This is a genomic window from Blautia sp. MSK17_66 (assembly GCF_020538025.1).
Classification (GTDB): Bacteria; Bacillota; Clostridia; order Lachnospirales; family Lachnospiraceae; genus Blautia_A.
This window is the reverse complement of the sequence record NZ_JAJBNQ010000029.1, coordinates 21,793-45,917: the sequence shown is the minus strand read 5'-3', so window position 1 is coordinate 45,917 and position 24,125 is coordinate 21,793. Positions and strand designations below refer to the sequence as shown.

Annotated in this window: 25 protein-coding genes and 1 pseudogene; 7 read left to right on the top strand and 19 right to left on the bottom strand. The window is 43.3% G+C overall.

The annotated features are described in order from the left end of the window. Positions 1-8: 8 nt before the first annotated feature. Both LIR34_RS14645 and trxB read right to left on the bottom strand, forming a co-directional pair. A pseudogene (locus tag LIR34_RS14645) lies at positions 9-280 on the bottom strand (TrpB-like pyridoxal phosphate-dependent enzyme); the annotation flags it as partial. Beyond that, positions 279-1,196, bottom strand: coding sequence for a thioredoxin-disulfide reductase (trxB, locus tag LIR34_RS14640; RefSeq protein ID WP_173903081.1), 918 nt, complete (start codon positions 1,194-1,196; stop codon positions 279-281). The pseudogene LIR34_RS14645 and the gene trxB, both read right to left, overlap by 2 nt. Positions 1,197-1,294: 98 nt before the next feature. Here trxB and LIR34_RS14635 point away from each other — a divergent pair, with 98 nt between their 5' ends. Then, positions 1,295-3,058, top strand: a complete 1,764-nt coding sequence (locus LIR34_RS14635; protein WP_244092333.1) for a DUF885 domain-containing protein — start codon at positions 1,295-1,297, stop codon at positions 3,056-3,058. Positions 3,059-3,111: 53 nt separating this feature from the next. Here LIR34_RS14635 and LIR34_RS14630 read toward each other — a convergent pair whose 3' ends face one another. Continuing rightward, complete coding sequence (locus tag LIR34_RS14630) at positions 3,112-3,558, bottom strand: MarR family winged helix-turn-helix transcriptional regulator (RefSeq protein WP_161285681.1); 447 nt, start codon at positions 3,556-3,558, stop codon at positions 3,112-3,114. A gap of 131 nt (positions 3,559-3,689) precedes the next feature. Here LIR34_RS14630 and LIR34_RS14625 point away from each other — a divergent pair, with 131 nt between their 5' ends. Further along, entirely contained in the window at positions 3,690-5,219 is a 1,530-nt protein-coding gene (locus LIR34_RS14625) for a CapA family protein (RefSeq protein ID WP_173903080.1), read from the top strand. A 91-nt stretch (positions 5,220-5,310) separates the two neighbouring features. Here LIR34_RS14625 and LIR34_RS14620 read toward each other — a convergent pair whose 3' ends face one another. The 7 genes from LIR34_RS14620 to LIR34_RS14590 form a co-directional block, all read right to left on the bottom strand. Next, positions 5,311-6,084, bottom strand: coding sequence for a TatD family hydrolase (locus LIR34_RS14620; RefSeq protein WP_334297689.1), 774 nt, complete (start codon positions 6,082-6,084; stop codon positions 5,311-5,313). Positions 6,085-6,099: 15 nt separating this feature from the next. Next, a complete protein-coding gene (locus LIR34_RS14615) occupies positions 6,100-6,531 on the bottom strand; it encodes an MOSC domain-containing protein (RefSeq protein ID WP_173903078.1) in 432 nt (143 codons plus the stop codon). Between the two features lie 76 nt (positions 6,532-6,607). Then, complete coding sequence (locus LIR34_RS14610; protein ID WP_173903077.1) at positions 6,608-7,099, bottom strand: MogA/MoaB family molybdenum cofactor biosynthesis protein; 492 nt, start codon at positions 7,097-7,099, stop codon at positions 6,608-6,610. A 14-nt stretch (positions 7,100-7,113) separates the two neighbouring features. Next, a complete protein-coding gene (gene moaC / locus LIR34_RS14605) occupies positions 7,114-7,599 on the bottom strand; it encodes a cyclic pyranopterin monophosphate synthase MoaC (protein ID WP_173903076.1) in 486 nt (161 codons plus the stop codon). A 196-nt stretch (positions 7,600-7,795) separates the two neighbouring features. Further along, complete coding sequence (gene metG, locus LIR34_RS14600) at positions 7,796-9,754, bottom strand: methionine--tRNA ligase (protein WP_173903075.1); 1,959 nt, start codon at positions 9,752-9,754, stop codon at positions 7,796-7,798. Between the two features lie 1,214 nt (positions 9,755-10,968). Next, complete coding sequence (locus tag LIR34_RS14595; protein WP_173903074.1) at positions 10,969-13,551, bottom strand: sensor histidine kinase; 2,583 nt, start codon at positions 13,549-13,551, stop codon at positions 10,969-10,971. Positions 13,552-13,597: 46 nt separating this feature from the next. After that, on the bottom strand, positions 13,598-14,290 hold the full coding sequence (locus LIR34_RS14590; protein ID WP_161285689.1) for a response regulator transcription factor: 693 nt from the start codon (positions 14,288-14,290) through the stop codon (positions 13,598-13,600). A gap of 365 nt (positions 14,291-14,655) precedes the next feature. Between LIR34_RS14590 and LIR34_RS14585 the strand changes: the two genes are divergently transcribed. From LIR34_RS14585 to LIR34_RS14575, 3 genes are all read left to right on the top strand, one after another. Next, positions 14,656-15,198 carry an NADH peroxidase gene (locus tag LIR34_RS14585; RefSeq protein WP_173903073.1) on the top strand — a complete coding sequence of 181 codons (543 nt, stop codon included), beginning with the start codon at positions 14,656-14,658 and terminating at the stop codon, positions 15,196-15,198. A gap of 67 nt (positions 15,199-15,265) precedes the next feature. Continuing rightward, a complete protein-coding gene (locus LIR34_RS14580; protein ID WP_173903072.1) occupies positions 15,266-15,661 on the top strand; it encodes a Fur family transcriptional regulator in 396 nt (131 codons plus the stop codon). 58 nt (positions 15,662-15,719) lie between these two features. Beyond that, a complete protein-coding gene (locus LIR34_RS14575; RefSeq protein ID WP_161285692.1) occupies positions 15,720-16,265 on the top strand; it encodes an NADH peroxidase in 546 nt (181 codons plus the stop codon). 63 nt (positions 16,266-16,328) lie between these two features. Here LIR34_RS14575 and LIR34_RS14570 read toward each other — a convergent pair whose 3' ends face one another. The 8 genes from LIR34_RS14570 to rpmG form a co-directional block, all read right to left on the bottom strand. Beyond that, positions 16,329-16,982 (bottom strand): transglutaminase domain-containing protein, encoded by a 654-nt coding sequence (locus LIR34_RS14570; protein WP_173903071.1) that lies wholly within the window; start codon positions 16,980-16,982, stop codon positions 16,329-16,331. A gap of 78 nt (positions 16,983-17,060) precedes the next feature. Beyond that, positions 17,061-17,888, bottom strand: coding sequence for a transglutaminase-like domain-containing protein (locus tag LIR34_RS14565; protein ID WP_173903070.1), 828 nt, complete (start codon positions 17,886-17,888; stop codon positions 17,061-17,063). A 26-nt stretch (positions 17,889-17,914) separates the two neighbouring features. Beyond that, entirely contained in the window at positions 17,915-18,877 is a 963-nt protein-coding gene (locus tag LIR34_RS14560; RefSeq protein WP_244092332.1) for a D-alanyl-D-alanine carboxypeptidase family protein, read from the bottom strand. A gap of 412 nt (positions 18,878-19,289) precedes the next feature. Continuing rightward, positions 19,290-19,982: a 50S ribosomal protein L1 gene (gene rplA, locus LIR34_RS14555; protein ID WP_173903069.1), complete on the bottom strand. Its 693-nt coding sequence runs from the start codon at positions 19,980-19,982 to the stop codon at positions 19,290-19,292. Positions 19,983-20,044: 62 nt separating this feature from the next. After that, positions 20,045-20,470, bottom strand: coding sequence for a 50S ribosomal protein L11 (gene rplK, locus LIR34_RS14550; RefSeq protein ID WP_015540664.1), 426 nt, complete (start codon positions 20,468-20,470; stop codon positions 20,045-20,047). 57 nt (positions 20,471-20,527) lie between these two features. Continuing rightward, on the bottom strand, positions 20,528-21,043 hold the full coding sequence (nusG, locus tag LIR34_RS14545; protein ID WP_161285696.1) for a transcription termination/antitermination protein NusG: 516 nt from the start codon (positions 21,041-21,043) through the stop codon (positions 20,528-20,530). Between the two features lie 16 nt (positions 21,044-21,059). Beyond that, complete coding sequence (gene secE / locus LIR34_RS14540) at positions 21,060-21,269, bottom strand: preprotein translocase subunit SecE (RefSeq protein ID WP_022215466.1); 210 nt, start codon at positions 21,267-21,269, stop codon at positions 21,060-21,062. A gap of 34 nt (positions 21,270-21,303) precedes the next feature. Then, positions 21,304-21,453 (bottom strand): 50S ribosomal protein L33, encoded by a 150-nt coding sequence (rpmG, locus tag LIR34_RS14535; protein WP_044925727.1) that lies wholly within the window; start codon positions 21,451-21,453, stop codon positions 21,304-21,306. A 264-nt stretch (positions 21,454-21,717) separates the two neighbouring features. On the opposite strand from rpmG, the gene LIR34_RS14530 reads away from it, so the two are divergent. Together LIR34_RS14530 and LIR34_RS14525 are read left to right on the top strand one after the other, a co-directional pair. After that, the gene (locus tag LIR34_RS14530; protein WP_173903068.1) at positions 21,718-22,503 is read left to right on the top strand and encodes an ABC transporter permease; all 786 of its coding nucleotides are present in this window, start codon (positions 21,718-21,720) and stop codon (positions 22,501-22,503) included. Between the two features lies 1 nt (position 22,504). Next, positions 22,505-23,242, top strand: coding sequence for an ABC transporter ATP-binding protein (locus tag LIR34_RS14525; protein ID WP_161285698.1), 738 nt, complete (start codon positions 22,505-22,507; stop codon positions 23,240-23,242). Positions 23,243-23,287: 45 nt separating this feature from the next. Here the strand turns inward: LIR34_RS14525 and LIR34_RS14520 are convergent, their stop codons facing one another. Beyond that, positions 23,288-24,124, bottom strand: a complete 837-nt coding sequence (locus tag LIR34_RS14520; RefSeq protein WP_173903067.1) for a glycosyltransferase — start codon at positions 24,122-24,124, stop codon at positions 23,288-23,290. Between the last annotated feature and the right edge of the window lies 1 nt (position 24,125).

The following is a 24,125-nucleotide window of genomic DNA, read 5'->3' as shown; positions in this document are numbered from 1 at the left end:
CTTACGATTTAAATTTTTGGAATTCCATCAAATCCAGCCTGGAGTTCTGCATCTGTGGGAATATAATCACTCATTTCTCCATCATTATATCTTCCATAAGCAAACATATCAAAATATCCTGTTCCGGTAAGTCCAAACACAATAGTCTTTTCTTCTCCAGTCTCTTTACATTTCATTGCTTCATCCAGAGCTGCCCGGATCGCATGAGCGCTTTCAGGCGCCGGAAGAATTCCTTCCACGCGGGAAACATCTGAGCCGCCTCAAAAACAGAAGTCTGTTCAAACATCACAATATTTTTCTGCCGATATCACGGCATTTGCACCGTCAGCAACCGCTGTTACAACCTGACGAAGCTGTTTGGTCCTGATATCTCCTGCTGCAAAAATGCCCGGTGTACTTGTTACACAGTCTTCTCCTGCAATGATATATCCTCCCTCGTCCAGAGCCACCAGATTTTTAAATTTCTCTGTATTCGGAAGAATGCCAACGGCAATAAAGACTCCGTCAACGGCAATCGTTTTTTCTTCATCGGTTCTGACATTGCGGATTTTTAAGCTTTCTACCTTTTCTGTTCCTTCGATAGAAACCGGCACATTGTCCCAGACCATTTCCACGTTAGGGCATCTGAACAGCCGGTCCTGAAGCACCTTATCCGCCCGAAGTTCTCCTCTTCTGTGAACAAGATACACTTTTCTGCAGGTTCTGGAAAGAAGAATCGCATCCTCGACAGCCACATTTCCGCCGCCGACAACTGCGACCGTTCCTCCCTGGAAAAAAGCTCCATCACAGGTTGCACAGTAGGACACACCCATTCCGCTCAGCTCTTCCTCTCCCGGAATCCCAAGCTGACGATGCACCGCACCACAGGCAAGGATCACACTCTTCGTTCTGTAATGATTTTTCTTTGTGCGGATCACCTTGATCTCACCCTCATCTTCTATAGAGAGAACAGGCTCCCTTTTCGGACTGATTCCGAGTTTTTCTGCATGGTTTACCATAGCCTCTCCAAGGTCCAGCCCTGTGATTCCCGGAAGTCCCGGATAGTTGTCCACCTCATAAGTATCTACGATCTGTCCACCCTGTACGAATTTTTTCTCAAGCCACAGAGTATTCAGTTTACCTCTTGTCGCATAGATTGCTGCACAGATTCCTGCCGGACCTGCACCCAAAATTACAAGATCATATATTTCTTCCATCAAATCGACCTCTCTTTCTTAACTCCTGCCACTCAGTTTAGCATACAATCCTGCGTTTTCCAATAAGATAGTAAAAACCTTTCTTTTGAGAGGCCTCTATGAAATTTTCTCTTCGCAGACCCCGTTCTCCGCTCATGATTGCACTTTTTCTGAGTTTTGTCCTGCTCTTCGGACTTTTTATGGGCTGGATCTCCGGCCATGTAATCTCTGATGACAATGCATTCAGATCCCTGACCGATAACATCTTTCAGGAAGAGGTTTCCGGAAGTATGCTGACCCTCCATTACTCTCTTGCCTATCCTGAAAAGAAACAAATTTCCCGCCCTTCTCCTTCTCTCGGAACAATTTCTGCCGACATGGACCGTACATATCAGAAATATGAACAATATCTTCAGAAGCTGAAAGGCTTTTCCGCCTCCCGACTGAATCGCGAAAATCAGATCACCCGGGATATGCTGCTCCTTTATTATCAAACACAGCTCTCATCCAGAGATTATCCTCTTCTGGATGAACCCTTAAGCCCCAGTCTTGGCATCCAGGCACAGCTGCCTGTCCTTCTGGCAGAATATGCTTTTTATGAAGATCAGGATATCGCGGACTACCTGAATCTTCTGACCTCCATAAAACCATATTTTCAGAGTCTCCTCGCCTATGAACGCCAAAAATCCGAAGCAGGATATTTTATGAGTGATACAACTCTCAACCGTATTCTGGAGCAGTGCAGTGCCTTCATCAAAGATCCCGAGAACAATTACATGCTGGATGTTTTTTCCCGGAAACTTACAGCCTATGGCAGGTTTTCCAAAAAGGAACAGACAAAACTGATCAACTGTCACAAAAAAATCCTGCTCACCGGTGTCATCCCCGCTTATCAGGAACTGATGACCGGATTAAGCGAACTCAAAAACAGTGGCAGCACAAGCCGCGGGCTGAAGCATTTTGAAGGAGGAACTGAATATTACCGTTATCTTCTGCAGTCTCAGACCGGATGTTATCTTTCTGTGGAAAAAATCCAGCAGCGTCTTGCCGCTCAGCTTTCCGAGGATATGGACACCGTTCAGAAGATGCTGAAGGAGCAGCCTTCACTTCTCCCAAAACTGACAAAGGGTGTTGAGTTCAATGATTTTAAGCCAAAATCTGCCCTTCAGTATCTGGGTCGGGCTATGCAGAAGGATTTTCCACCGCTTAGTACCACTGATTATGAAGTCCGCTATGTCCACAAATCTATGGAAGATTTCCTGAGTCCGGCATTTTATCTTACCCCGCCGCTTGATACAGGCAGTCCCAATGTAATTTATATCAACCGTGCCAACAGCCACTCCAACCTGGAGCTTTTTACAACTCTTTCTCACGAGGGATTTCCGGGGCACCTGTATCAGACTGTTTTTTTCGGAAGGACACAGCCTGCTGATATCCGCTACCTGATCACTTCCGGCGGCTATGTCGAAGGCTGGGCAACTTATGTCGAATCCTACGGATATCAGTATGCTGCTTCTCTTCTCACAGACAAAGCGGCTTCCGACCTCACCGCCCTGATGTGGAAAAACCGCTGTATCAATCTCTGTATCTATTCTCTGCTTGATACGGGCATTCATTATCAGGGTTGGAATCAGACTGCCGCTTTGCGATTTCTGCAGGTCTTCGGAATCCGAGATACAAAGATCGCCGGTGAGATCTATCAGTATATTGTTGAAACTCCCTGTAACTATCTTAAATATTATCTCGGTTATCTGAACTTCCTTGATCTGAAAAAGAAACAGCAGGAAAAATCCGGCAGCTCCTTTGACATCCGGGAATTTCACCGCAAGGTTCTGACAATCGGTCCGGTGCAGTTTCCTGTTCTGGAAAAATATATGCAGTAGAATGACAAAAGAGCAGGCATATCCTCTGTCCATCTGATATGTCTGCTCTCGTTTTATTTTTCATTTCCGTAAGTGCGGAAAAATTTCTGAAGCTTTGTCAGTGCCCCTGTAAGCACTTCAGTTTCTTTCTCATCCATGCCGTCCAGAATCTCCATGACCATCTTCTCGTGGAACATTCTGTGATGAAAATATGCCTTTTCACCCTTCTCAGAAAGAGATACCAGCACGACCCTTCGATCCTCTTCACTTCGGCTACGTTCTACATAACCTTTCTTGACCAGATGGTTGATCGCGATCGTCAGAGTTCCCACTGTCACAGAAACTGCACGTGCCACCGTGGACATATTCTTGGGTTCCCGAATTCCGATCGCCTCTATGACATGCATATCATTCACGGAAATATCTTTGTATTCTGATGTGATCAGTGCACGTTCTTCCACATCCATAATCTCATTAAACAGTTTTACCAGAACATCATTTACAGTTTCGTATGAGTTCATCAGCCTTCTCCTCTCCCTCTTTGTTTTTTATTATAACGTAAAGCATTTTGAAACACAAAGTAATTTTTTTAACAATCTCTTTTTTTACTGGTTTTTATTTGCTATAATGAAAAAATGAAAGGAATCCAGTTATGAAAAAAAATAAGAATATACCATTAAATCTAAGAGAACAGATGAATTCCCGTATTGGTCTTACCTGTTCCATTATCCTGCTGGTACTGCTTGTCATTGCATTCCGGCAGCTTGATTACAACTTAATCGAGAAACCCAAAATAGAAGCACAGAAAGCCGCCGAAGAAAAGAAGGCGGATGAAAAAAAGGCGGCTGAAAAACCAGAGATTTCCACAGCAAGCGTTATCGCTGTCGGTGATAATCTCTACCATGGAAGCCTCATCGAGTCCGGCGAGAATGATTCCGGAACCTGGAACTACGACAAGATCTACGAAAAGGTCACGGATGAGATCCAGGCAGCGGATGTCGCAATGGTAGATCAGGAAACTGTCTTTACCACAGAACACGATGCTGTCAGCTCCTATCCGTCTTTCGCCACACCTACCGAAGTCGGAGATGCTCTGATCAAAGCAGGCTTCGATGTCATTGAATCCGCAACCAACCACATCGATGATTACGGCTCTGATTTCATGGAAGAAACCTTTAACTTCTGGAGTACTAACTATCCGGACATTCCGGTTCTCGGCATTCATCCTACAGAGGAAGATGCCAATAACGTCAAAACACTTGAAGTAAACGGAATCAAGATTTCCTTCCTGGATTATACATACGGAACCAACAACGGTGGTGCCGGTGAAGGCAAGGAATATATGATCGATCTCTTTGATAAGGCCAAAGTTTCCAGCATGATCCAGAAAGCCAAGGCCAGCAGTGATGTGCTGATCTTTGTTGCACACTGGGGTAAGGAAGAAGAAGCTATGCCTACCGAATATGAGAAAGAATGGGCGACTTTCCTCATGCAGCAGGGCGTTGATATTGTGATCGGCGGTCATCCGCACATTCTCCAGCCATATGGCCGTATGTCTGATGACCAGGGACACAATATGCTGATCTTCTATTCCCTTGGAAACTTTGTTTCCACCCAGCAGACTCTTACCGGACTTCTGGAGGGAATGGCAAGCTTCACCATTCAGAAATCTGTCAAAAACGGTGTGACCACCATCGACATCCTTGATCCGACCGTCAAGCCAATGGTCATGCACTACAACAAAGATGAGGGCGTCTTTAACCCATATATGCTTGAAGATTACACTGAGGAGCTTGCCTCCCAGCACGGCGTCAAAGAAATCATCGGTGATGAATTTACCCTTGCAAACCTTCAGGCCAAGTTCAAAGAGATTATGTCCATGAATGTTGAACCATCTACCAGAACAGATCTCCTTGATGTATCCTTTGACTACGAACTCAATATGATCGATTCTAATGGAAATGTCGTAGAGGATACCTGGTCTGTCAGCGCAGAAGACTATCTTGCGGGACAGGGAAATTCCTCCGGCAGCGACAGCTCGGACGATTCTTCTGACAGTTCCGATGATGGATCCTATGATGATTCTTCTTATGATGATTCTTCCTATGACGATTCATACGACGACTCTTATGATGACTCCTATGACGATTCATATGACGACTCCTATGATGAGGATTACTGATCATCCATAAGCTGATTTATCCCCAAATACAATATCCCGAAAAACGACACTGTCTGATCAATAAACAGATTTGTCATTTTCCGGGGTATTTTTATCTCAGCAGCAACTTCTCTGCATTCTCTTCTGTTACGGCAATAACCTCTTCTTCTGTTATTCCCTTGATCTGTGCAATCTCCCTTGCCACAAATATCAGATTTCGTGAGTCATTTCGTTTCCCTCGATTCGGCTCCGGACTTAAGTACGGACTGTCTGTCTCCAGAACGATCTGACTGAGTGGGGCATACTCCACAACTTCCTTCAGCTTCTTCGCATTCTTGAATGTGATCACACCGCCAATTCCCAGATAAAGTCCCATATCCAGATACTCCCGTGCCATTTCCTTTGCATAGGAAAAACAATGGATGATCCCACCATACATTCCGCCTCGCACATAATCTTTCACAATGTCCAGAGTGTCCTTTGCGGCCTCCCTGCTGTGGATCATAAACGGCATTTTTTCTTCCCTTGCAATCTCCATCTGCGCACGAAACATTTTCTTCTGAAGCTCATGCTCTGCTTCTTCCTTGTGCCAGTAATAATCAAGCCCAATCTCTCCGACAGCCACTGCCTTCGGAAGCTGACAAAGCTTTCGGATCTCATCGAGAGTCTCCTTTGTCATCTTGTCTGCATCATCCGGATGAATTCCAAATGCTCCGTAAACAAACGGATATTTCTCCATAAGAAGTTCTGTGTCCTTCAGACTTTCTATTGAAGCACAGGCATTGACAATCCTGCCAATCCCACATTCCTGCATAGAGTTCAGAATTTCCTCCTGATCTGCCTCAAACGCTTCATCATCATAATGAGCATGTGTTTCAAAAATCATATGCGTTTCCATTCACTACTCCTCGATTATCAACTCGTCACCTTCATGGATGATCCCTCCATGGAGTACCCTCGTAAAAACGCCCTCTCTCGGCATGATGCAGTCACCCATCTTCTGGAAGATCGCACAGCCCTGGTGGCATTTCTTTCCAATCTGCGTCATCTCAAGAACCACATCGTTGCAGCGGAATCTGGTTCCTACCGGAAGGTTTGCAAAATCAAAACCTTCCACTACCAGATTTTCCCCAAAGGCTCCATCCTCAACTTCCGCACCTCTTGCACGAAACTCCTGGATCTTATCATAAGATAACAGACTGACCTGACGATGCCATTTTCCTGCATGTGCATCATCTTTGAGTCCCCATTCTTCTATGAACTCTCCTTCCGGTATACGATATTTCTGTGTTCCTTTTTCCTTGCTGATACATACTGCAATTACTTTCCCCATTGTAAAAACCTCCTGTTTTGTATATTGCTGTTCACCGTACTCTGGCCAAAACACCAATTACCCCGGTATTTTCTTCTTATTTCCGTGCACAGTTTCCTGCTTCCCCCGTCAGGATCTCAATCCCATGTCCCAGAGCATCAATGATATAGTCCAGGCTTTCTCTGACTGCCTTCGGACTTCCCGGAAGATTGATGATCAGTGTCTTTCCTCGAATACCTGCCGTCGCACGGCTGAGCACGGCTCTTTTTGTGATCGTCATGCTGTATGCCCGCATTGCCTCCGGAATTCCCGGAACTCTGCGCTCGATTACTTCTTCTGTCGCCTCCGGAGTGACATCTCTTTCTGAGAAACCTGTTCCTCCTGTTGTCAGGATCAGCTCTGCAAACTCTTTATCTGCGATTTCCTGCATTTTGCCTGCAAGCATTACCTGATCATCCGGAAGGATATCCATAGATACTACTTCATATCCCTCACGTTCTACGATTTCCTTAATCACAGGTCCGCTTAAGTCTTCTCTCTCGCCGCGGTATCCTGTATCACTGGATGTGATGATCGCTACTCGTTTCATTTCTTCCTTCCTTTCTATCTGTTCTCAAAACGGAAATCTCCGCTTTTTCCTCCTGTTTTTTCGACCAGATGAATCTCTGACATAACCATATGTTTATCAATTGCCTTGCACATATCATAGATTGTCAGAAGAGTTACCTGAACCCCTGTGAGGGCCTCCATTTCCACGCCTGTTTTTCCCTCTGTTTTTACCGTACAGAAGACATGGATCTGATTTTTTTCCTGATCCAGTTCATAATCAACAGAACATTTCTGTATCGGAAGCGGATGGCACATCGGAATCAGCTCGGAAGTTTTTTTGACTCCCATGATTCCCGCTACTCTTGCTACTCCGAGAACATCGCCCTTCTTTACATTTCCTGCCGTTACTGCTTCCATGATCTCCGGTCCTACCGAAATATACCCTGTTGCCAGAGCTGTCCTGTATGTGACCTGTTTCCCGGAAACATCGACCATGACTGCATTTCCATTCTGGTCAAAATGTGTAAAACCCTTTTCCATATTTTTTGCTGCCCTTTCTGTCATTGATTTACAGAATTCTGTTTAAGCTATAACTATAGTATACAAATCCCCCGAAGTTCCGTCAAGAAAGCCGGCTTTTTCTGTCAAAAAACTCCAGGAAATCGTATCATGATTCCTGGAGTTCTCAGTCTTATTTATAACCGAATAACCTGTTTCACAATTTTATCCAGCCAAATCAGCAGATTTCTGCTCCTGCCGGCATTTCTTTTTCCGGTACCATAAGGGACAGGTTTCCATCTGCATCTTCCGCACAGAGAATCATTCCTTCACTGAGGATTCCTGCAAGTTTGGCAGGTTTGAGGTTGGTAACAACCATAACCTTCTTTCCTACCATTTCTTCCGCACTGTAATGAGCTTTGATTCCGGATACAATCTGACGCACCTGGCTTCCAATCTTAACCTGAGAGCAGAGAAGTTTACGGGATTTCTTAACTTCTTCACAGGCAATGATCTCACCAACCTGGAACTGAAGTTTCTCAAAATCGTCAAAGGTGATCTCTGGTTTTGCTTCAATATCGATCACGTTTTCTTCTTTTACTTCCTCTGCAGGCTCTTCTTTTTTCGGATGAAGTTCTTCTACTTTGGCAAGTACTTCCTTGAGATCAAGACGTGCAAAAAGAATCTCCGGTTTCTCTGTTACCTTGTTTCCTGACGGATACAGTCCAAATGTCTTAAGGTCTTCCAGAGTACGTTTTTCTGCATTTAACTGTGCAAGAATACGTTCTGTTGTCTCCGGCATGAAGGATTCCAGAAGAGTTGCTCCCATCGTGATTCCCTCAACCAGGTTGTAGAGAACTGTTGCCAGACGATCTTTCTTTGCCTCGTCTTTTGCAAGTGCCCATGGCATTGTCTCATCAATATATTTATTCAGACGCTTGAACAGGGTAAATACTTCTGTCATTGCATCTGCAACACGCAGTTTGCTCATTTTCTCTGCAACTTTGCCCGGAACGGCCAGTACAAAGGATTTGAGGTCATCGTCAACCGGCTCAACAACACCTTTATTCTCTACAAGTCCGCCAAAATATTTATTTGACATGGAAATTGTACGGTTTACAAGGTTTCCAAGTGTATTTGCAAGCTCGGAGTTCAGTCTTTCTACCATCAGTTCCCATGTGATAACACCATCGTTTTCGAACGGCATTTCGTGAAGTACGAAGTAACGGACAGCATCTACGCCGAAGAAATCTACGAGTTCATCTGCATAGAGAACATTTCCTTTGGATTTACTCATCTTGCCATCACCCTGGAGCAGCCACGGATGTCCGAATACCTGTTTCGGAAGCGGCAGATCCAGTGACATCAGGAAGATTGGCCAGTAAATAGTATGGAAACGGATGATGTCTTTACCGATCAGGTGAAGGTCTGCCGGCCACAGTTTGTTGAACTGTTCAGAGCTTTCACCCTCACAGTCATAACCAATTCCTGTGATATAGTTTGTCAGGGCATCCAGCCATACATAAACAACGTGTTTCGGATCGAAATCTACCGGAATTCCCCATTTGAAGGAGGTTCTGGATACGCAGAGATCCTGAAGTCCCGGGAGAAGGAAGTTATTCATCATTTCGTTCTTACGAGATTCCGGCTGAATGAAATCCGGATGTGTTTTGATATGCTCGATCAGACGGTCTGCATATTTGCTCATTTTGAAGAAGTATGCTTCTTCTTTTGCAGGAACGCATGGGCGTCCGCAGTCCGGACATTTGCCGTCTACAAGCTGTGATTCTGTGAAGAAAGATTCACAAGGTGTACAGTACATTCCTTCATAATGTCCCTTGTAGATGTCTCCTTTTGCGTACATTTTCTTGAATATTTTCTGAACCTGTTTTTCGTGGTCAGCGTCTGTAGTACGGATGAATTTATCATAGGATGTATTCATCAGATCCCAGATTTTCTTGATCTCGCCGGATACATTATCTACGAATTCCTTCGGTGTAATTCCTGCTTCTTCTGCTTTAAGTTCGATCTTCTGGCCATGCTCGTCAGTTCCTGTCTGGAAAAATACATCGTAGCCTTCCTGTCTTTTATAGCGTGCGATTGCATCTGCCAGCACGACTTCGTAAGTGTTTCCGATATGTGGTTTACCGGATGTGTAAGCGATCGCGGTTGTAATATAATACTTCTGCTTGTCCATTTTATCTCCTCCTGAATCTGAAATTTAATAATACTCAACGGATTGCTGTGCAGCATGCTGCTCCCGCAGTCCTTGGGTATAAAAAAAGACCCCTTCTCATAGAGAAGACGAGTCCTGCCCGTGTTACCACTTCTGTTCGTTCCTGCCTCGCGGTCAGAAACCTCATCGGGTGCGATTCCAGTCTGACGTTCCAATCATTTCTGTGATGATCTGTCGCTGTCCTGATACCCTTCCGCTGTAACAGGCGGTCCTGTTGCAGTCTGAACAGTAACTGAAATCTCCATTCCAGTATGCCGTATAGTTTGACCGGCATCAATACTCATCTCGACTGCACCTCTCCCAAGCCATCTTCCATCTGCACCTGCACTTCCCTCTCAGCCACGGAAATCTAAGATTTCCTCCGGGGAATTCTCTGTAATGTGGTCAGCAAATGTACTCTCTTGTTCGTTGAGTTTGCTTATATTCTGCGAAAACTATAATTTCGCTCCTTTCAAAATAGTAGCATATTTGTGGATGTTTGTAAATGAGAAAACAATAGAAAAATAAAACCATCGTATATATCATCGCAGCTGGATGAATATATGCCCCAGGCAACAGGGCTTCGGATTTGGTAAGTCCTAAAATGCTTTGTCACTGCTAGAAGCATAAATAAAAATTGTGAACTCGCTGACGCTCAGACAGCACAATTTTTATTTATAACGCAGCTCCAAACCATTAAGAACTTGCACAAATCCTGCAGAAGGTTGCCATGAGCATATATTCACCAGCTGCCTGCTATTTACAGAAATTTCTATAGAATCTATTGTTTTGAATCATTAGGGTGATGGTGCGGCCCGGGCCCTGACGGGCCGTGGCCGCATACCGGCGGCTGCGCCGCCGCTTTTCTACTACTGATAAAATCAACGTGAATTAATGTGTAAAGATAATAATAAAGTACGATGAAGTACAATGTCTGTGTATTGAAATAACCCTTTCAGACTTTCTGCAGGAGTTCTGGAAGTTCTTAGATATGATCTGGCTGTGTTGCTTATAAAAATCGTTCTGTTCGAGTGAAACGAGTTAACGATTTTTATGAGCGCCTTTAACAGTCAGGAATATCTCTAGAACTTCCGAACGACGAAGCCTGTCTGGAAGGGTATTTCATATATCACAGACATGTGAGTTCATATCGTATCTACATTTTACTATACATTTAATTCACGTTATTTTATTTCCTATTTCACCTCAAATTCTATGGTTACTTTGAACAAATCTCCGTCAAGATACAGGTTGAACTCTCCTCCCTGCAGCTGAACGAGATCTTTGGCGATCGACAGCCCCAGACCGCTGCCCTCGGTATTTCGGGAGACGTCTCCGCGGATAAATCGTTCTGTAAGCTCGTCTGCGGAGATGTTGAGCGGCTGTGCAGAGATGTTTTTGAGGGAAAGCTGCACGTTTGGTCGTTCAACTTTGACATCAACGTAAACTCTTGTATTTTCCATTGCGTATTTTGATACGTTTCCGAAAACATTTTCGAGGACTCTCCAGAGTCTGCGTCCGTCTGCACAGATGATTGCTTCTTCTTCGTCGAAATTGATTACCATCTTCAGGTTTCTTTCTTCAAATTTTTCTTCAAATTCTCCGATTACCTGATTCACAAGTTCGATGAAATTGAGTTCTGTCATTTCCAGGGAGATATTTCCGGTACTTGCCTTGGAAGCTTCTACGACATCTTCTGTCAGTACTTTGAGGCGCTGTGCTTTATTCTCTAAAACATCCAGATATCCTCTGATTTTAGGATCTTCAGGATTTTCGCGTTTGAGGAGATCGATGTAATTTATGATCGAAGTCAGCGGGGTTTTGATATCGTGGGAGACATTTGTGATCAGTTCTGTCTTCATACGCTCGTTTTTGAGGCTGTTCTCCACTGCTGCGTCCAGGCCTTCGCCTATATGATTGATGTAATCTGCTGCCTCAGCCTGTTCACCTGTCAGTTTCTCTGTCGGGATCTTGTACTGAAGTTCTCCGTCTGTGATTTTTTTCAGGCCTTCAAGAATCTGTTCTCTTCCCCAGGCTTTTTTGAGAAGATAACAGAGAACTATGCAGTCCAGCACAAACAGCAGAAGAAGGGAAACTACTGAGCCACCTCCATCTAATACAGTTCCGGTAAGCATAAACTGCAGAAAGAGAAATCCGCCAAACAACACGATTGTTTTTATTCTGCTGATCGTGTTGCTACTGAGAAACACAAGTATATCACCAAACTTCGAGAATATCTTTCTGATCCATATCAGAATATGTCTCAGCAGGCTGTCTCTCCAGAGAGATTTTGCTTTGATCCGGCGCACCAGACTGAGCCATCCGGTCAGGAACCATATGCCTCCCCAGCATCCAAGAAATCCGATTCCCACCAGAAAGCCAACCATTCGCATATCCGCAGAGCCCAGTGCCTCTATTATGATTGAAGTTCCTGACAGCCAGATAACGACTACTAAAACAGCTGCAATCTCTGTGTACCATCTGTCAAAAAAGTTTAATTGCACTTCCTGATCTTCATTGTTTCGACCTGCTGCAAGCGTCAGAATCACCAGACCTGCCAGCACCAGAACCAGTGCCACTGCTGCAATAACGATCATTGGAATAAGCAACGGTGCAAATTTATCGTAGTATATTTTTTCCTGTGCTATACTGTCTAATATTGGAAAATCTTCATCTACAGAAACAGCATAGATATAATTCGAATCCGCCAGTCCGACATTTGCGATCATGGTCTGCCAGTAGTTCACTGCCTGATCAGTAATACCTGTAAATCCCGTCTCACAGTCCTGTTCCTCTGGATATATGATCATATACGGATCAGGTAAATTTCTTATTTTTTTATCAAGGATCTTTTCATAGTTGTCAGCAGTAACTGATTTTATATTGCTGTATACTTTACCAGACTTTTTATCTACAAACAGATAACTGAGATTTGTTTTGCCCTGTGCATATGTTTCCAGACTCTTCTCTGCATCTGCTGCATTGTTATATTTCACAAGAGCTGCATATAAATACTGATATGCACTACTGATATCTCCTTTCCACTTAGTGCCGTCATTTACAATATCAAGAATGCTGTCCGCTCCATCCGGTTTGTATTTTTCTACCAGTGCAGCGTCATTATATTCTCTGGATTCATAATTCCAGACATTTGTATATGCGATATTTCCATCTGCATCTGCAACATATTCTACTGAATCTCTTCGGATTCCTGTATCACTATAAGAACTATCATAATACGAATATTCTTCCCCTGAAAGCATAGAAAGTACATCTTTTGTGTATTCCTGGTTCATTTCAGCATCACTGCCAAACACCAGCTTCAGTTCTCCGGTAATGATCTTATCCGCGAAATCACTGTAATACATATAATAATTGCTTCCATCTGGTTTTCTGCATACCAGAAGATTTGTGCTTTGATCCCAGGCACCCTGAGACCAGTTGATCAGATCCTCTGCCTTATATGCAAGACCGGAGGTATTTTTGTGAGTGAGCGTTTTTCCTTCTTTCAACTCCGCCAGATCGATCAGGTCATCCTCGCTGCTTTCATCGAGAATTTCCCGCTCTTTCAGTGATTCCAGAATTGTATGTGACATGCTGTAAACACTGTCTGTAAAACTCTCCGAATCCACATATTTTCTGCTATCCAATGGCTGAACTCCCTTGCTCATGACATATACAGATGCTCCTGCACTGACGCAGGCCGTCACCAGAAACACTATTGTCAGACAGATAAAAAGTGCTTTTATTCCGCTTTTTCTGTACCATTTTTTCTTCATTTTACCCCATTTCCTTTCCATGTTTTCCACAGGTTTCTGTGAAATTTTAAATCTTTTCCACTTTATACCCAAGTCCCCACACAACCTTGAGATAACGTGGTTCTTTCGGATTGATCTCAATTTTTTCTCTGATGTGGCGGATATGAACCGCTACGGTATTATCCGCCGCGATTGCTTCCTCTTCCCAGATACTTTCGTAAATCTGATTGATAGAAAAAACTCTGCCCTGATTTCTGACCAGAAAAAGAAGAATCCTGTATTCGATTGGTGTGAGTTTAACCACATCTCCATCCACACTGACTTCTTTGCGGTCATCATCAATCATGAGCCCGCCGGTCTGATAAATATTTTCTCTTTTTTCTGCCACCGCACCAAGCTGTGTGTATCTTCGAAGCTGTGATTTGACCCTTGCCATCAGCTCCAGTGGGTTAAAAGGTTTCGTCACATAATCATCTGCCCCGACATTTAATCCGAGGATCTTATCTGTATCTTCGGATTTCGCTGATAAAATTATAATAGGAAGAGCGTTTTTTTCACGGATCTTCAATGTTGCCCGGATTCCGTCCAGCTTCGGCATCATCACATCGATGATCAGAAGATCCACCGGATTATTCTGCAGAACCCGGATCGCCTGCTCACCGTCGTATGCTTTGAGAATGTGATGCCCTTCCTGTGCCAGATAGATTTCTATCGCCTCCACAATATCCTTATCGTCATCACATACCAGTATCTCTGCCATTTCCCCTGCCTCCTGTATTTTTGTTTACTGCTCACTTTGGCCACGGTAAATCATCTGCCGTAACCTTACATTTACTATATCTGCCAAGAATTAATATCCATGGGGTAAAGTATTAAGATTTTCTTAATTACTCAGAAGATAGTATCCCGCGAGGTGTTTTGGCATGTTCTTTGCCAAAATCATTTTTTCGCTGTCTCATTTCCTTATTGTAACAGAAACAGTGTTTTTTGGCTATTGTCTGAAAAAAGCAAAATTCCCTATTGACATTTCTATATCATTATGGTACATTATAGTCACAGCAAGAAATTAATAACAATTACTATTATTAATAAAATCAATCTAACCAAGAAAAGGAGATTAAGACTATGGCAAAATGGGTATGTAGTGTATGTGGATATGTTCATGAAGGTGATGAAGCTCCGGAGGTCTGTCCGGTTTGCAAGGCTCCTGCTTCCAAATTTATCAAACAGGATGCTGAGATGACATGGGCTGCTGAGCACGTTGTTGGTGTTGCCAAGGGTGTCAGCGAAGACATTCTTGAAGATCTGAGAGCTAACTTCCAGGGCGAATGCTCTGAGGTAGGTATGTATCTTGCTATGGCAAGAGTTGCTCACAGAGAAGGATATCCGGAGATCGGTCTCTACTGGGAGAAAGCAGCTTACGAAGAAGCTGAGCATGCTGCAAAATTCGCTGAACTTCTTGGCGAAGTTGTTACTGACAGCACAAAGAAAAACCTCGAGATGCGTGTAGAAGCTGAGAACGGTGCTACTGCCGGTAAATTTGACCTGGCTAAACGTGCCAAAGCAGCTAACCTTGACGCTATCCATGATACTGTACATGAGATGGCAAGAGACGAGGCAAGACACGGCAAAGCATTCGCTGGTCTGCTTAAGAGATATTTCGGTTAATATATGAATTTATTGGCAGGTAAAGATTACGGAATACTGTCTATACTATCAAAGAAAGGAGTTTCCAATGGCTGGATTAAAATATAGCCGTCAGAGAGAATCTATCAAAGAGTTTCTCATGACCCGCAGGGATCATCCGACAGCAGATGTTGTCTATGACAATATGAAGATTATTTATCCCAATATCAGTCTGGGAACTGTTTACCGCAATCTTTCCCTGTTATCTGATATCGGCGAGATCAGGAAATTGTCGAATTTCGGCGGTGCTGATCACTTTGATGGAAATACCGAACCGCACTGCCACTTTATGTGTACGGAATGTGGCTGTGTACAGGATCTGGAAACTGATGGATTTGATGATGTGATCCATCACGCAGGCAGGAACTTCGCTGGCAGGATTACCGGCTGCAACGTTCGTTTCTTCGGTCTCTGCGAGGACTGCCTGAAACAATCTGAAAAATAAACGTAACTGTTCTCAGATAACAGTTACCATCGAGTAAATGATAAAGGAGAATACGATTATGGCAAAATGGGTATGTAGTGTATGTGGATATGTTCATGAAGGTGATGAAGCTCCGGAGGTATGTCCGGTTTGCAAGGCTCCTGCTTCCAAATTTATCAAACAGGACGCTGAGATGACATGGGCTGCTGAGCACGTTGTTGGTGTTGCCAAAGGTGTCAGCGAAGACATTCTTGAAGATCTGAGAGCTAACTTCCAGGGTGAATGCTCTGAGGTAGGTATGTATCTTGCTATGGCCAGAGTTGCTCACAGAGAAGGATATCCGGAGATCGGTCTCTACTGGGAGAAAGCAGCTTATGAAGAGGCTGAGCATGCTGCAAAATTCGCTGAACTTCTCGGTGAAGTTGTTACTGACAGCACAAAGAAAAACCTTGAAATGCGTGTAGAAGCTGAGAACGGTGCTACTGCCGGTAAATTTGACCTGGCTAAACGTGCCAAAGCAGCTGACCTTGACGCTATTCATGACACTGTACATGAAATGGCAAGAGATGAAGCAAGACACGGCAAAGCATTCGCTGGTCTGCTTAAGAGATACTTCGGAGAATAAGAATATATCTTCGGGGATTACAAAGGGAGCGGATTTATCCGCTCCCTTATCTTTTTATTCTTCTCATGGGATTCTTTTACGAAAAACCACTTTATAATCATATTTTTTATATGATATTCCGTAATATTTTTTTATTCCTCTTCTCTTTCCAAAGTAGGAATCATAGACACGTCCGTTGATTTCTGTCCATGTGTGATGGTTTCTTGCCCTTGTGTCTCTTGAACACACATTGACATTATTGTATCCTATCACTTTTGCCATATATGCCATTGCACACGCATAGGAAATACAATCACCTCGTCTGTGGTCAAAAAGATCATTCGCATTTATCGCATACCAGTAATTTCCTCCATCACTGAGCCTGCGCCAGCCGCCATATCCATTTGATCGAATGAGCCACTTATAACAGACTTTCAGTTTTTCAGACTTACTCATATGCGAATTTGTGATTCCGTTTACAATCCGACGTGCTCTCTGATACGCTCTAAGGTCACTCCTTTGACCCGAACTGAGTTTCTTACTATTCGGTGCCCTGTAACGGCAGTCCTTTACAGCTTTACTATTTTTCCGGTATTTCCTCTGACCACCAGATGTGATAACCCATCCTTTTGATGACTTTCCCGTTGTGCTGCCAGCACTTACCGTTACCGTCATTGCAGGTGAAACCGCCAGAAGCATACACATAACTGCTATCAACAATTTCTTTAATTTTCTCATTTTAATCTTATCCTCTTGCGATTCTATTTCCTGACCTTCTCAATCTTTAACAGACTTGCTTCTTTATATATTTATTGTTCAGGCAAGTTTTTTTCTTGTGACCGGAGACAAAGTATACACTCCATATCTGACACCATAGTTTCTGCTGTAGCTTTTGGCTTCTGCAAAAAGCGGATCATATACTCGTCCGTTAATTTCTGTCCATGCGTGAGAATTATCGTCTCTTCTCGATCCATCTGCACAGATATAGACGTTTTTATATCCAAGTGCTTTTGCAAGATATGCAAATGCAGAAGCATCCGCAATACAGTCACCACAGCCACGCTCAAAGTGATCATTTGCCTGCACGGCATACCACATGGATCCTCCCTGATCAAACCGTCTCCAGGTAAAATAGTACTTACTCATAACCCAGCGGAAACATGCCTCCAGCTTCTGGCTTTTTGACATTTTTTTATTGGTGACTTTGTTTATTACATCTCTTGCATTCTGATACGCTCTGCAATCTAAGGCTTTATTCTTTGACATACGTTTCCCGTTATTATAATAGAAAGTGGAACCCTTTCTCCAGCCTGTTACGTGTTCACGATCATCTATAAAGTACCGAACGCCTTTGTAAGTTGTGTTTTTCTGCTGTTTGACACCATAGCGATCAAACAGATAGACATATTTTCCAAGCTTATGGCAGCCTGTGAGATACTTTCCATCTTTAAAGTACCTTTTTTTGCCATTTGAACATCTGTACCAGCCTTTGATCTGTGTCTTTTTCTTTTTTGCTGCTGACGAAGTCTTCTTCGCCTCTGATGAAGCTGTTTTTGCTGCTGCGGATGCTGTTTCTGTAAATACCGGTGCGGTTACAAGTATCGCACAGAGAAACAGTATCAGGATCTTTTTCATTTTTTTCATGGTGTCCATGTCCTCCCTTAATTTGTTTATCTTCCATACAATACCGAGGAAGCCTCTCCAAGGCGATTGTATAGTTTTACTGCATCATCTATATGCGGCGTTCCCGCCTGATACGCACCTGCTGTCACCAGGATATATTCTATACCATCGATCTCAGCAAAGCTTGCCAGACAGCAGCCGGCCTCACTGGTAAATCCGGTCTTGCCACCCATGATCTTGCCATCGATCACAGTTGTATCTGACAGATTCTTGAACATTGTACTGTAAAAGGTAATCCCATCCGGATGTACATTCGTTCCAGGTGTAGAATGATACGGACTTTCGATGATCTCACGGAAAGTACTGTTCTTAAGTGCATAGCGCAGAAGCTCTGCGATGTCTTTTGCCGTACTGTAATGATCATCTGCATGAAGACCTGTTGTATTACAGAAATGTGTATTTTCAAGCCCCAGTTTCTCTGCCTTCTGGTTCATCAGCTCCACAAATCCCTCTTCAGATCCCGCAATTGTATCTGCCAGTGCAATACAGCAATCTGCTCCTGATGGCAACATCACCCCATAGAGAAGATCGATCGCCTGCACTGTTTCACCTGGCTGAAATCCAGCCTGTGTGGCATCCTGTGCATAAAGATTTGCTATCATGTCATTTGTCACAGTAATCTCCTGGTTCAGGTCACTGAGATTCTCGATTGCTACGATCGTTGTCATAATCTTTGTCATAGAAGCCGGATACATCGGTGTTTCTCCATTTATATCTCCGACAACCCTGCCGCTCCCGGCCTGCATAAGAACCGCATAGGAGCTGTTAATTCCGGTAATATCCAGTTCCTTAACTGCCGGCTTTATAAGCTGATTCACCCAGACCGTGATCTGATATCCAAAGCCAAAGTTCTGCGAAAGCACCAGAAGCAGAGCAATCACAGCAAGTATCTCTGCCACCAGACATATAATCCTGTTTCTCCAGGAATTCTTTTTCTTTTTTCCAGCCAAAACTATTCCCTCATTTCCAAACTATATCGTAACTGTTCCGCATCCTCACTGTTACAAGTAAACATGCATTCCAGATCACCTAGATATCATTCTATCATAACTGTTCAGTACCCTCACAGTTACGAGTCAAAATGCATTCCAAATCACCTTCGGTGATGGCATTTTGCCTTGTATGTCTCGGGATTTTGGCAAAAAACATGCCAAAACGCCTCGCGGGATACTACCTTCTGAATAGTTACATTCTATCATAATATCACAGAATACCGTAAAATACATTTAATTATATATTAAGATTTTTGGCAGCCTCAGGCATAGCTAAAACGGACAGCAATGATTTTATTTTTGAAAATATGTTATAAACTGAAAAAAGACACCCCTGTGCTCATGCACGGGATGTCCTTCTTTCATATATTTAGGCAAATTTTACCGGGTTAACCTTTACACCAGGTCCCATAGTTGGGGTCAGAACAACGCTTCTTAAGTACTGTCCTTTAAGTGTGCTTGGTCTAGCCTTTACAATAGCCTCCATGAGCGTCTGGAAGTTGTCGCTTAACTGTTCCTCAGTAAAGGAAGCTTTACCGATCGGAACATGGATGATATTGGTTTTGTCAAGACGATATTCAATCTTACCTGCTTTAATATCATTGATTGCTTTTGTAACGTCCATAGTTACTGTTCCAGCTTTCGGGTTCGGCATAAGACCTTTTGGTCCAAGTACACGACCAAGACGTCCTACAACACCCATCATGTCTGGTGTAGCAACAACAACGTCGAAATCAAGCCATCCTTCATTCTGAATTCTCGGAATGAGATCATCAGCGCCTACGTAATCTGCTCCAGCTGCTTTTGCTTCTTCTGCTTTTGCATCTTTAGCAAATACAAGAACGCGAACCTTTTTACCAGTTCCGTGTGGCAGAACTACTGCACCACGAATCTGCTGGTCTGCATGACGTCCATCGCAGCCTGTACGGATATGAGCTTCGATAGTTTCATCAAATTTAGCAACTGCTGATTTTTTTACAAGGCTGATAGCTTCAGCGGTATCATATAATGTTGCGCGGTCTACTGCTTTAACAGCTTCCACGTATTTCTTTCCTCGTTTCATTTCTATAACCTCCTGTGGTAATTGCGGGAATTTCCCTCCCACTCACTTCAATTTGTAATTTCTCAGTCTACGACTTCGATTCCCATGCTTCTAGCAGTACCAGCGATCATGCTCATAGCTGCTTCAAGGGATGCTGCATTCAGATCTTTCATTTTCAGTTCAGCGATTTCCTGAACCTGAGCTTTTGTTACTTTTGCAACTTTTGTTTTGTTCGGTACGCCGGAACCGGATTTGATGTTAGCTGCTTTCTTAAGAAGAACTGCTGCCGGCGGAGTTTTGGTTATGAAGCTGAAACTTCTGTCTGCATAAACAGTGATAACAACCGGGATGATAAGATCTCCCTGATCTGCTGTTCTTGCATTAAACTCTTTTGTGAACTGTACAATGTTTACACCGTGCTGTCCAAGAGCAGGACCAACCGGTGGTGCTGGAGTTGCTTTACCAGCAGGAATCTGTAATTTAATATAGCCTGTTACTTTTTTTGCCATTTTTCGGCACCTCCTATGTGGTATTGGCGGGGGTTGTTCCCTCCCACTTGAATGTGTTTACGCTTTCTTAATATCTGCGAAACTTATTTCTACCGGCGTTTCGCGGCCAAACAATTCAACATTGATAGTAACCGTCTGCTTCTGAGTGCTGAGCGCAGAAATAACGCCTGTGGTGTCCTTCCAGGCTCCGCCTGTTACGACAACCATGTCACCCTCTGCAAAATCTACCTGAATGTCTTCGTTCTTGATTCCTAACGGAAGCATTTCTTCTTCTGTAAGCGGAACCGGTTTAGATCCCGGTCCTACGAAACCTGTAACACCTCTGGTGTTACGAACAACATACCAGGTATCATCATTCATGACCATGTTGAGAAGCACATAGCCCGGAAACATTTTTTTCTGGACCTGCTTTGCAGCACCGTTTCGCATTTCCACTACATCCTGCAGAGGAACACGAACTTCCAGAATCTGGTCTTCCAGGTGTCTGTTTTCGATTGTTTTTTCAATGTTGGCTTTTACCTTGTTTTCATACCCTGAATAGGTATGAACAACATACCATTTTGCTTCTGACATACAATCACCGTTATCCTTATTTCATTAAAAGATTTACACCTTCCAGAATGGCAGAATCCATAATACTGATAATCACAGCAAGAACTACTGTAATGGCAACAACCGCAATGGTCTGTTTAACCAGTGTAGGTCTGTCCACCCAGACAATCTTTTTGAATTCCGATTGAAGTCCCTGAAACCATTTTTTCTTCTGACCAGTGCCAGCAGATTTTTCTTTCTCTTGCATAGTCTAACCTCACAAAACTCACAATACTTTGTGATTACTTTGTTTCCTTGTGCAGAGTATGGGTACGGCAGAACTTACAATATTTCTTTGTTTCAAGACGCTCAGGATGATTCTTTTTCTCCTTGGTCATATTGTAGTTACGCTGCTTGCACTCCGTACATGCCAATGTAATCTTAACGCGCACAACTTCCACCTCCAGTGTTTTCATTTGCGTGAGTCTTCTTTTTATTTTTTGCATAAAAAAAAGACCTAACTTCCATGTCGCCCGTCTAGTTTAGCACACATTACATATAGAAGTCAAGAGTTTTGCATTCATTTTTATAGAAGTATTTCTTATAAAACAAGTTTACTCTTGTCAATGTTCTTTTCGTAGTGTATGATAAAAAAGTCGAATGCCCTCAGTTTTCTGGGGGTCTATAATTTTTATATTAATATAGGAGCGGATTTTATGTTTAATCGATTCAAGGATGACTTGAAGAAGTATTGGAAATATGCTATCTATTCTTCCAATGCTCAGTTAAAATCCGAAATAGCCAATTCCTATCTGAACTGGCTCTGGTGGATACTGGATCCTCTTTGCTTTATGCTGATCTATGTATTCATGTTCGGATATGTGTTCAAGTCCAAGGAACAGTACTTTGCAATTTTCGTCTTTATCGGTATCACTTTGTGGGATTTCTTTAATAAGAGTCTTCTCCAGAGTGTCAAGGTAATTAAGGCCAATAAACCGATCGTATCCAAAGTATATATACCTAAATTCATCCTTCTCTTCGTCAAGATGGGCGTCAACGGTTTTAAGATGTGTATTTCCCTTCTTATCATTGTTGCCATGATGATCGTATGGAGAGTTCCGGTAACCTGGAATGTTCTGTATTTCATTCCGATCCTGATGACTTTGATCGTCCTGGTTTTTGGATTTTCCTGTTTTCTCCTTCACTACGGAGTATTTGTAGAAGACCTTTCCAATGTACTGAACATTGTACTGCGTTTTCTGTTTTATCTTACCGGTGTATTCTGGAATATTATGGACAGACTTCCTGCCCCGTATAACAGCTATGTCGGAAGGGGAAATCCTATCGCATTCTTGCTGACTGCTTCCCGTGACTGTCTGATCTACGGCCGGACGCCACACAGAAAGCTTCTGCTTCTCTGGTTTGTGATCGGTCTCATTATCAGTATCTTAGGTGTACGCAAGATCTACAAAAATGAAAACAGTTATGTAAAGGTGATATAATATGGAAGAGAAACATGCTATTGAAGTCACAGATCTGGTGATCAGTTATCAGAATCTCAAGAAGACTTCTATCAAGAAAAACCTGCTGCACTTCCGTCGCCAGAAGGCTGACCGTTTTGTAGCTGTAAAGGGAATCTCCTTCTATGTACGTGAAGGCGAGATCCTCGGAATCATCGGCAAGAACGGAAGTGGTAAATCCACCACTCTGAATGCCCTGGCCGGAATCTTTTCCCCGGACAGCGGAACAATTGATCTGAAGGGACATTCCATTTCCCTTCTGTCCATCGGTGTTGGTTTCCAGCGTGAAATGACCGGAAGAGAAAACATCGTCCTCTCTGGTATGCTTCTCGGTTTCTCCGAGGAAGAAGTTCGTGCCAAAGAAGAAGAAATCGTTGAATTTGCCGAACTTGGTGAGTTTATCGATATGCCTGTAAGGACATACTCCAGTGGTATGTATTCCAAACTGGCATTCTCCATTACTGCTATCCTGGAAACCGACATTATGCTTATCGATGAGGTATTGAGTGTCGGAGACCAGAAATTCAAGAAAAAAAGTTACAACAAAATGAAGAGTCTTATTTCCAACAAAGATCGTACAGTTGTCATCGTATCTCACAGCATTGATACGCTTCAGGAGCTGTGTGACACAGTTATGTGGATGCACGACGGACAGATCAAACGGATCGGAGATCCTAAACCGGTTCTTGCAGAATATGTAGATTTCATGGAAAACAACTAAAAAACTGTGCTGATCAGATGATCAGCACAGTTTTTATATTTAACGCTATTTTCCATTTCTGAGAAATACATGATAAAACTTCTCTCTGGCTCCACCCGGAATCGCACCAACAGTTGTACGGACCAGACAATTTTGGATGTATTCCTTCTTTGTAATGAAATTCTTACAGTAGAGATATCTCTGAAAACGCAGTACCCAGTACAGATAATCGCGTCCTCCTCTGCGGTCATACATGCCATTGCCAGTCCGCATATCAAGAATTACCTCCTGCACATTATACCCCTTACAGCCCTTGCGCAGCATACGTATCCAGAGATAATAATCCTCAAATCCGGGAAAATCCTGATAACTTCCGACGCGAAGAACCGATTCCTTACGGAACATCACACATGGATGATTGAAAGGGTTTCTCTTCTTCGCATACTGCAGGATTTCTTCAGAAGTACGCGGAAGCACTCTCAACCTGTCCATATCTCCCGGTTCTCTGACAAATTCCTGCAAAGTACCACTCACCAGATCATATCCGTCTCTCTCTATGATACGGAACTGTCTCTCACAACGATCTGGTCTGCTGATGTCATCACTGTCCATTCTTGCGATCACGGAACAGCGGCACCTTGGAACACCTGTCCGCAGGGCCTTTCCAAGTCCCTTATTTTCTTTCAGGCGAATGATCTGAAGTTTCTCGCCCATTTCTTCCTGTGCCCAGCTGATCACTTCATTTAATTCATGTGTCAGTGCTCCATCACAGACAAGAACAAAATCCGAAAAAGGCAGTGTCTGTGCAAGCATACTCTCAATACTCTGACGAAAAAACTCCGGTTTTTCTTTTCCGTAAACTGCCATCAGAACAGAATAGGTCTTCTCTGCATCTGTTCCCATA